The sequence below is a fragment of the Phaeodactylibacter sp. genome (assembly GCF_040219495.1).
Lineage (GTDB): Bacteria > Bacteroidota > Bacteroidia > Chitinophagales > Saprospiraceae > Phaeodactylibacter.
This window is the reverse complement of record NZ_JAVJSK010000017.1, coordinates 81,526-91,030: the sequence shown is the minus strand read 5'-3', so window position 1 is coordinate 91,030 and position 9,505 is coordinate 81,526. Positions and strand designations below refer to the sequence as shown.

Sequence of the window (9,505 nt, the reverse complement as noted above, 5' to 3'; positions counted from 1 at the left end):
TTAGAAGGCATCAACGCTAAAATTCAATTGGCAAAAAGAAGAGCAAGAGGGTACCGGAATATCAATAACTTCATCACTATGATTTATTTATTAGCAGGTAAACTCAATCTTAAATACCCACACAAATCCGCATAGAGCCATTTTTATTTGGTGTAGTAGTTTCACCGTCTTTTCTTTTAGAATATCCAATTTTTAAGAATTTATTTTGAAATGCATCTTCATCCATTCCATTGCCATCGTCCTTTATTACAAGATAGTTTTCCTCTCTATTTAAATATATCCATACATTATCAGCTTCTGCATCCCAAGAATTTGAAATAGCCTCTCCTAATACTGTTATAAAACTCCTGTACAGATTGCGTCCTAAGTGATTGAGAACACTTAATGATATGTTGAAAGTATATTGGTTCATTAAATGTCGTGTTGTTTTAAATGTTCAATGATACTCTTTCCAATTACATAGCCTAAATCAACAGGAACGGCATTACCAATGTGAACTCCCATTTTCGTTAATGCTATTTCCTCTTCGCTTTTGTAGAATTTGTAGTTTTTGGGGAACGTCTGTAGTAATGCTGCCTCTCTAATTGTCAAAGCCCTATTTTGTTCAGGATGCCCAAATCGACCTGTGCCATAATTATAAAATTGAGTCGTGATTGTAGGTGAAGGTTCGTACCAACTCATTCTGCCATATACTGACTTATATGTGTTACCAGTTGATTTTTTATGGCATTCTAATCTTAAACTTTCATCCCAATCAAGCCAAGTGCCATTTGGCTTTGAAGATTTTATCCTTTTAACATTGATTTCTGAAAGCTCAGTTGTAAAGTGAAGAGCATCAGTTTTAGATTTCTCACCATTTTTTAATCTTGGTAACTGTCCAATAGCATCTTTTACAGTCTTATAATTGTCAGGGGTTTTTGTTTTGCTAATTAAGTTAATTTCTCCAAATTGTGAGGCGAGAAGAACCAGTCTTCTACGTTTTTGAGGAATTCCATAATCAGGGCAAAATACGTTCTGATATGTTACTTCGTAACCTAGAGATTCTAAAGTTGATTTGAAATCTTTAAAAATTGCCTTATTTGATAAATTCGGAACATTCTCCATGGAAACTATATGAGGTTCTGTATCTTCAATTAGTCTTAAAAACTCATTGAGCAAATTCCATTTAGTCGTTTTTTCCTTACCCTTTACTTTATTAGAATGAGTAGAAAATGGTTGGCAAGGTGCACAACCAACCAAGATTTTTATTCCGTCATCCTGCCAGTATTTGTTTATTAATTCCTTCCCAGTAATATTAGAAACATCTTCTCCGATGAAATCAGCTTTGTTATTCTGTGTATATGCGTATTGACAAGTCTTATCTTGGTCAATTCCAGCCTTAATACTAATACCAGCTTTTTTAAGTCCATAGGATAGCCCCCCTATTCCACAGAAAAGATCAATTGCTGATATATTTTGATTAATATTCATATAAACATTCTCTTTGATACAAAGGTACTTCTTTTCTTTTGTTGGCACTAACGGTTCGGTGCAGACGCCGTGCCGCCGTTTAGGCGGGATGGTCGTTCTGCACGTTGTTGGCTGCTGCCTTAACTTTTTTATGGATTTCATTCATATGATTCTCGAAATTGACTTCCCATTGATAACCTAATTCCTCCCACGCCCTCTGAAAATTTTCTCTTTTTAGCCAATCTTCCATATAGCCATTCCACCCCTCCCATTGTTCTCTTTTAACTTTTGAATTTTGGTCACGATACATCAAGAAGGCTCTTTCAAGAATAGAGATAAGAATTTCGAATATTATTGTTTCTCGTTCCTTTTGGTCAGGTGTATATTCATTATCTCCTTTTTTTGCTACATGATAGATATCTAAATCAGAATTCTCTAAGCATAGATTTAGAAATTCAATATACTTGTCATCTAATGCATTATATGTCCCATATTCACGTTCCCTTCTTTCCTTTGATTTCTCTTGGAGGTAAGCATAAATTGCGACAGGAACGCCCAATAAAGTAATTAGGTGCGATGCTATTTCGCAATATAGTTTGAAATTTTCCATGTATTCAATTATTTAAAAGTTTCAAGAATTATAAGAATTCCCCGATTTGTATTCTCAAGATTTATAAGTTTCTGTACTTCTTCTTTATAATTGTTCAAGCATTCCGAAATTTTTAAATCTTCTAATTCAAACAATTCTGAAATAGCCATAAAATCTTCTTTGGTGCCTTGAACCTCAATGTCTTCATCTATTTTATATTTCCCGATAATAGGATTCTTATTAGACTGAACCAATTTTTTCATAACCTCCCTTTCTTCTTTCTGTCTGATATGGTACGATTTTGTAAATTTTATTGCTCTTTCAGAAATTCCTAAAGGTAATCCTTTATAGCTATGTGCTATTTCTTCTCTGATTTCCTTGGCAAGAGTGTTATCTGCGTCAACATCTGGATTCGAAGTCAAAAATTGCTTGGCTTTTTCAACAAGTTTAGTGACTTCATTTAGCAATTTTCTCAATTCAATTTCCACTAATTGAAAATTTGCATATTCAATTAGTAATTCATGAGATTTCTCTTTCGGATATCTTCCTGAGAGTAATTCTGCTTCAATCTTAATCCGCCTTATATAGGCTTGATTTACTAATGCTTGCAGGTGCTTTATTTTCATTTTCTATTTTTTTTGGTTGCAGCCAACTAGGATATATACGAACATCCCCCCCCCATTACATACACCCACCTACACACTCCCCCACCACAAATTAATACCCTGATAATCAATTTATTACAGCCTGCCATCCGTTTACAAACGATTATAACCGTTTGTAAACGGATAATAACTGCTCAGAGCGTAAAAGTCAGGCACCCCCGGGCTATAAAATCAGAACCATGCCGCATTATTTCGGATTAGCCGATTGATGCACGGACCACCATTGACTTTAAACCACCACAATATAAAACATTGTGGTTGGAAAAGCAACCCAATTGAACCCAAAGATGCTCACCTGCCAATTCACAATGCACAAGCCCTGAGCCTTAGCGCTTATTTGGAGATGCTATGTTAGCACCCAAACAGCGTCTATAAAATACGGGGAAACGCTACTCCCCCACCCCCTTCACCACCTGCTCTTCCCCACCCACAACCGGCAGCACCAGCTTCGTACCACTCAGGTCGACGGTCAGCTCCGTGCCGGGGTCCGGCCAGAGGGTGAAGTCCCGGTCGGAAGAGAAGATCATCAGCCCTATTTGCTGACCCGCGGGAATGACTTGGTCATCGGGCTGAAGGTCAAAGGAAACGGTATAGTACTGCCCGGGTTTCAGGGGTTCGCTTTCGCGTATTGAGGCGTGGTTCTGCGGATCTGCCCAGCCGCGGGTGATGATGTTGTCGGTAATTTGGGCACGCCGCCCTTCCTGCCAGGGCAGGGAGACGAGCCATACGGACAGATTGGCGGCGGGCTTGCTGCTCGACAAGCGTACGGTGACGCGGGGCAGGCCCGAAATGTGCAGGTCTTCCTGAAGGGTGGGCGTCAGGTACATCAACCGGTGGTCGGTGTATTCGGCTTTTGCCAGTACTTTCCCATCAAAGGAGAAGTTGTCGGTCAGCGTTTCTGTACCGGGCGCGGAGGCGGGCTGCAGGCGCAGGGCACCCTGCCCGGGTGCACCGCCTTCCAGAAAAAAGGTGACAGGTGCGGCTTCCGGATGAGGATAGGCATCGTAGGCGGTGGGGTTGCTGTTCTCCTCAGACTCCCGGACGATCCAGGCGCGCGGGTCTTCTTCCACCCCGTTTTCCACGCCGTGCAGGTAGCGCGTAAACCAGCGGTTCATGATGCGCATAGGCGGTGGGCCACCGTGCCCTTTCTGATGGTAGTAAATCTGTGCGGGCAGCCCTTTGTCCTTCGCCGCTTTGTAGATGCGGTAACTGTGCTCCGGCATAACATTCCAGTCGTTGAAGCCGTGGGACATCAACAGGGCGGCTTTCATCGGCTCCATGTCATTCAGGTAATCGCGGCCTGCCCAGAAGTCGTTGTAGTCGCCCGTACGGCGGTCCATGCCCTCACGCATTTCCTGGTCTCTTACCGTAGCGTTATTGTAGGCCCGCTTCTTGGGGTCACCACTGTGAATGAAGTCATAGAGCACATCAATATCTTCGCCCAGGTACCCGCCGGGCGACCGTACCAGCCCGTTGCTGCGGTAATAATGGTAGTAAGAGGTATTGGGCGCGATCGGGATAATGGCTTCCAGCCCTTCCACGCCGGTGGTGGCTGCCGCCAAAGGCAGGGTGCCGTTGTAAGAGGTGCCGGTCATGCCTACTTTGCCGGTCGACCAGTAGGCTTCCACTTCTTCCTTACCGTCGGGCGTAGTGTAGCCTTTGGCGCGCCCGCACAGCCAGTCGATCACCGCTTTGGGGGCCAGGGATTCGTTATCGCCCCCTACCGTCGGCGCGCCCTGTGAAAGCCCGGTGCCGGGAGAGGAAGAATGCACCACGATATACCCTCTGGGCACCCACTCCCGAATGTGCGAATTGGAAATAATGGGCCGGTTGGTGCGGGTTTCAATCTCGGGGTGTGCCCGTTCCGGGCCGATGTCCCCCAACTCGTGGCGGACTTCCCAGAATAGGCCTTCTACGTTGGGGGCTACACCTGCAAAATAGGGGCTGCTGACGTACACCACGGGGAGCTTCAGCCCTGCTGTTTCTGTTTGTTTGGGGCGGGTCACGGAGACGTGCATACGGTCGGGCTTGTCGTCCCCGTCCGTATCGAAAGCCGTTTCCACCCACAGGTCGTGGCGAATCCAGTCGTCGGCATTTTCAAAAGCAGGAACGACCTGCGCTTCGCCTTCTTTGAAGATGGGTTGTACCTGAGCGGAAGCTTGAATAGCGAGGGCCAGGCTGAACAGCCCGGTGCATATTACTGATCGGAGTAGGTGTTGCATGGACAGGGTTGGTTTTGTGCCGTCCAAGATAGAAAAGTGGGGCGATATGGGGAAACCTGAGCGCTTCTTTGCCTGCCTCTTGCTTTGTAAAGTATGAAAAGTGGGGCGGACAGAGAGGAGCAGAAAGGGCATCCCCTTTGGCTGAGGGGGACATGCGACTTCTCCGAAGCCTTGCAGTGCTTACTGGCCTGGTACTACCCGTAATTTGATACTTGACAAAACCCTGAGAACTTGTTGGGATTTTACACTGCTGAAAGCAAAATCCCAACAAGCGCTAACTCCGGTTCACATTACGTAGCCCCCATCGCTACTACACCAAATTTTCCACTACCGGCTTCGGGGTACGGTCTGCCCGGAACAGCCCCCAGTGCTTTTCCGGCTCCAGGGGGTCCGGCGACCCTTTCCAGGGCTCATCGAAAGCCTCGAAGACGAAGGTGAGGATCTGCTCGGCATCGGTCCAGCCCATCAGGTCATCGTAGTAGGCTTTTTGCAGCCCCTCGTTAACGTGGCCGGGGTCAATACCCTGACCGTTGGAGCGGGTGGTCCAGCCCGCTTCGGTGATGACCACGGGCGTATCCTGGTACAGGTCAGCTACGCCGTAGTAATTCTCTTTGGTGTACTCCAGGGCTTCGTGGATGTGCTTGTACTCCCAAACCGGATAGGTGTGGATGGAGATGAAGTCGACTTCCTGCACCAGCGGGCGGAGCTTGTGCAGCCAAGGCACGTAGTTCTCGCAAAAGGTAACCGGCTGCCTGGTATTGGCTTTGAGCCGGCGCACGAACGCAATCACCCGCCCGATGGGCACGTAGTGATCGGTCCAGTCTACACAAGCCTCATTGCCGGCAGAGGTGGAACAAACGATGCCGGGGTGAGCATTGGCCCACTCGATGAGCTTTTGAATTTGCGCATCGTTCTTCGCTTTATTGGCTTCCAGTTCTGCTTCGGAATATACACCACCGCCCCAGGGGCAGCCGTAGTTATTCATTTCCGCTACGATGTAGGCGCCCAGCATCACCTGAAAGTCCAGCTTTTCCTGCTCGATGACTTTCAGGACGAGCGCGGCGTGCGGGTCGCAATCGTACAAGCGCAGGTATTTCCAATGCCCTTGCAGCATCAGCAGGTCTTCCAGAATCTGTTCACCGGTTGGGTATTCCCCATCAGGATGTTGCCCATCCCGGAAGCCAGAGTAACAAATTGCCCTTCCGTAGGGAAAGGGCAAACGGTTGTTTTGATCCATTAAAATTTCAGCTTTTCGTTTTTGTCCCACAGGCCCCAATAGGCGCCTACGTCTCCTTCATCACCTACCTTCCAGGATTCGTCAAAAGAGGAGAAGTAGAACACCCCGATATTGTCCTGATTGGTCCACTGCTGAATGTTCAGAAAGTACCGCAGGGCATTGATGTGAGAAGGCTGCGCATCCCCCAGCCCGGTGCCCTGACTGGGCCAGCCGGTTTCGGTGATGATGACTTTCTTGCCTTGCCCGGCGTGCAGCGCCTGATAGTACATTTGCTTGGCATGCAGGAGGCTGTAATCAATATGGCAGCCTTCCCAGTAAGGGTAACAATTGGCCAAAATGACATCACAGGCCTGCGTAATCTTTGGCCGGGCACTGAACTCATAGTAGGCGTCCACGTACCCCACCGGAATATTCGAGGGCAGGGCTTCCCGCACGTGGGCAATGTGCTCCAGCAACTCCTCTTCTGAGAGGTCGCCCCGGTACATCACTTCATTGCCAACAGCGGCAATATCGACGTAGCCAGCTTTCGCCTGCCGGATCAGTCCTTCGATTTCCTGCTCGTTCAGGTCTTTGTCATCACCCAGCCAGGCGCCCACCAGCGTTTTGAGGCCAAACTCCCGGGCGACCTCAGGCACCAGTTCATTGCCCTCAATGCAAGAGAAGCTCCGAATCCATTTGATGTGAGGCGCAATGATGCTCATTCGCCTTCTGATCTGTTCCTTTTTGAGGATGGAGCCCGGCTCCTGGCCCTCGTCGTAGGCGCTGTAGCACAAGCCATGCAGGCCATTGCCCAGCACGTCCTGGAACAATTCGCCCAGGCTTTCCGCACTCTGACCAGAATAATCGATTCCTTTAAGGCCTTCCAGTCTTTCTACCCTGATTGACATATACCGATTCGTTTAGTAGCGTTTCTGAATGTACATCTTCTTAAACGCTAGTTGGTTTTTATATTTTCAGCTACAAATTTAGGCTTTTCATGCTTATCCCAAAGCCCCCAGCGGGTACCCACCTCTCCTTCGTGGTATACTTTCCAGGATTCATCGAAGGAGGAGAAGTAGAATAAGTCAATGTCATTACTCTTTGCCCATTCTTGTGCATTGATGAAGTACTTCATAGCGTTCTCCGTTGAAGGCTTCGCGGACTCCACTGCCTGCCCGGCGCTCGGCCAGCCCGTTTCTGCAATGATCACTTTCCTGCCGTCGGCGGCTTGGGTCGACAGCTCGTACATCTGCTGCAGGAACAACAGTGCGTGGTTGTTGTCCGCCCCTTCCCAGAAAGGATAGCAGTTGATCGGGATGATATCGCAGGCAGCGACCAGTGCGGGCCGTTCCAGGAACTCGTAATAGGCGTCCACATAGCCTACCGGGATGCCCGCTGGCAATAAAGCTTTCACCCGCTCCAGGTACCGGATGACCTCCTGTTCTGATAATTCATTCCGCAGCAGCACTTCATTACCGACGGTAGCGATGTCTACCAGCCCTTCTTTGGCCAGAGCCACCAACGCTTTGATTTCTTCCTCGTTGCGCGCTTTGTCGCTGCTGATCCAGGCGCCCACCATCGTTTTCAGGCCCTTTTCGTGCGCAATGCGGGGGATGAGCTCGTTGCCTTCGGTACAGGAGAAGGAACGGATCCACTCCGTATGCGGCATGATGATTTCCATACGCCGGCGGATTTGCTCTTTTGATAAGATATCACCGGCTGCCTGCCCTTCCACGTAGGGGCTAAAGCAGAGGCCGTGGAGGTTTTGTTCCAGCTTTTCAGCAAATAGCCCTTTGATGTCCTGCGTGGATTTGCCGGTAAAGTTCACGCCCGTTGCGCCATTCAGGTGCAACCCAGACTTGATGGACAGCAATTTGCCCGGCAGATAAGCCGATGAGCTGCCTTTCAGCGCTTTGCGGCGGTCCAGCACCCGGCGTACTTCCAGTGCTTTTTCTTCGGTTACACTGTAATCGCGCATCACGTACATCGCGATCAGCGTACCCAAGATGGGCAGCCCGGAGAAGACGACGCGCAAGCCGGTGATGGCCCCTTCCTGTTCCGTGCCCGGAATGCCTTCCTGAAACCCAACGATGGATAAAATGACGCCGCTCAGCCCGCCGGCAATGGCAAAGCCAAACTTCACCATCCACCAGTAGATAGCGCCAAAGATGCCTTCCCGGCGCTTACCAGTATTCAACTCATCCAAATCGATCACATCAGAAGTCATCGACATCATGAGGGTGAACAGGCTTCCGATACCAAAGGAGAAGAAAGGCAGGGCAAAGATAAACATATAAGGCTTGCCGGGGATCAGAAGGAACCACAGCATCACGTAGCCAATAATGGAAATGCCCTGTGACAAAATAAAGGCTTGCTTCTTACCGATTTTGCGGGACAGCCAGGCAACAATCGGGATGACGATAAAGGTCGTCGAAATGGCTCCTAAACTTCCGAAAAGCGTAGGCCAAAACCCAGCATTCGCCGCATCGGAATCACCATTAAACAGGTGATAAACAATGATGAAAAAGGTGAAGGTCGCTACGGTGTTGAACGCATTGAAAATGAAAAATGTAGAGATACACAGCTTTCTGAAAGGCTTGATCCGCAGTGCTTCCTTAAAGCCCAGAATGATTTCATTGAAACTTCCACCTATGTTTTTTAGCGTCATAGGGGAATAGTCTCTATCCAGGGTGGATTCACTTTTGATAAATATAGCGGGCATCATAGCCACCACCATCAGCACAATGCCCACCCAAAAGGCGAGCGTCCTTGTGGCGGTCTCCGCATCCGCAAACCACCCGTCCGGGCCGTTGTCATACATAATCACCCAAAACCAGGGCGCGATCACCCACGCCCACTGCCCGATCCACTGTGCCGTAGCCATGATATTGGTACGCTCGTGAAAATCGTCGCTCATCTCATAGCCCATCGCTACGTAAGGCACACTGAAGATCGTCAGCCCCAGGTAGAAAATAAAGGACCAAATCATGAAGTAGGTAAAATTGTAAGTGAGTGACACCGGCACCCCCGTTGAAGGGTCCGTTTTGTAGAGCTGCCACATCGCTACAAAAGCAACGCCCATAATAATGGCACCAGCCATCACATACTGCCTGCGCCGCCCCCATTTGGACTTCGTGTTATCCGAAATAAAGCCCATGATAGGGTCTGTGAAAGAATCAAAGATCCGGGGGAAGAAGTAAATGACCCCCCACATCCAACCCGGGAAGCCTAAGTTCTGTACCAGTACAACCATGAATATCCCCAGCACGGCCGGGAACATCTGATTGGCGAGCATACCGAGCCCGAAGGCGACTTTTTGCCCGAAGGCAACTTTGTGTTTTACTGTTGCTGTATTACTCATCGC

The 9,505-nt window shown here is 48.5% G+C and carries 9 protein-coding genes; 1 reads left to right on the top strand and 8 read right to left on the bottom strand.

Translation table 11 applies throughout. The features are described from left to right. On the top strand, window positions 1–135 hold a 135-nt coding region (locus RIC19_RS03420; RefSeq protein ID WP_350176855.1), incomplete at its 5' end, for a transposase. Here the strand turns inward: RIC19_RS03420 and RIC19_RS03415 are convergent. From RIC19_RS03415 to RIC19_RS03380, 8 genes are all read right to left on the bottom strand, one after another. Continuing rightward, the gene (locus RIC19_RS03415) at window positions 110–412 is read right to left on the bottom strand and encodes an ATP-binding protein (protein WP_350176853.1); all 303 of its coding nucleotides are present in this window, start codon (window positions 410–412) and stop codon (window positions 110–112) included. The genes RIC19_RS03420 and RIC19_RS03415 overlap by 26 nt on opposite strands. Then, a complete protein-coding gene (locus tag RIC19_RS03410) occupies window positions 412–1,470 on the bottom strand; it encodes a DNA cytosine methyltransferase (protein ID WP_350176851.1) in 1,059 nt (352 codons plus the stop codon). The genes RIC19_RS03415 and RIC19_RS03410 overlap by 1 nt, the downstream gene beginning before the upstream one ends. A 79-nt stretch (window positions 1,471–1,549) precedes the next feature. Continuing rightward, window positions 1,550–2,059 carry a hypothetical protein gene (locus tag RIC19_RS03405; protein ID WP_350176849.1) on the bottom strand — a complete coding sequence of 170 codons (510 nt, stop codon included), beginning with the start codon at window positions 2,057–2,059 and terminating at the stop codon, window positions 1,550–1,552. An 8-nt stretch (window positions 2,060–2,067) separates the two neighbouring features. Further along, window positions 2,068–2,664 (bottom strand): hypothetical protein, encoded by a 597-nt coding sequence (locus RIC19_RS03400; RefSeq protein ID WP_350176847.1) that lies wholly within the window; start codon window positions 2,662–2,664, stop codon window positions 2,068–2,070. A 428-nt stretch (window positions 2,665–3,092) separates the two neighbouring features. After that, a complete protein-coding gene (locus tag RIC19_RS03395) occupies window positions 3,093–4,925 on the bottom strand; it encodes a Xaa-Pro dipeptidyl-peptidase (protein ID WP_350176845.1) in 1,833 nt (610 codons plus the stop codon). 310 nt (window positions 4,926–5,235) lie between these two features. Next, window positions 5,236–6,162, bottom strand: coding sequence for a glycosyl hydrolase family 17 protein (locus RIC19_RS03390; RefSeq protein WP_350176843.1), 927 nt, complete (start codon window positions 6,160–6,162; stop codon window positions 5,236–5,238). Next, window positions 6,162–7,049 (bottom strand): glycoside hydrolase family 17 protein, encoded by an 888-nt coding sequence (locus RIC19_RS03385; RefSeq protein WP_350176841.1) that lies wholly within the window; start codon window positions 7,047–7,049, stop codon window positions 6,162–6,164. Before RIC19_RS03385 ends, RIC19_RS03390 begins: the two co-directional genes overlap by 1 nt. A gap of 47 nt (window positions 7,050–7,096) precedes the next feature. Next, complete coding sequence (locus RIC19_RS03380; protein ID WP_350176839.1) at window positions 7,097–9,502, bottom strand: MFS transporter; 2,406 nt, start codon at window positions 9,500–9,502, stop codon at window positions 7,097–7,099. Window positions 9,503–9,505 lie beyond the last annotated feature (3 nt).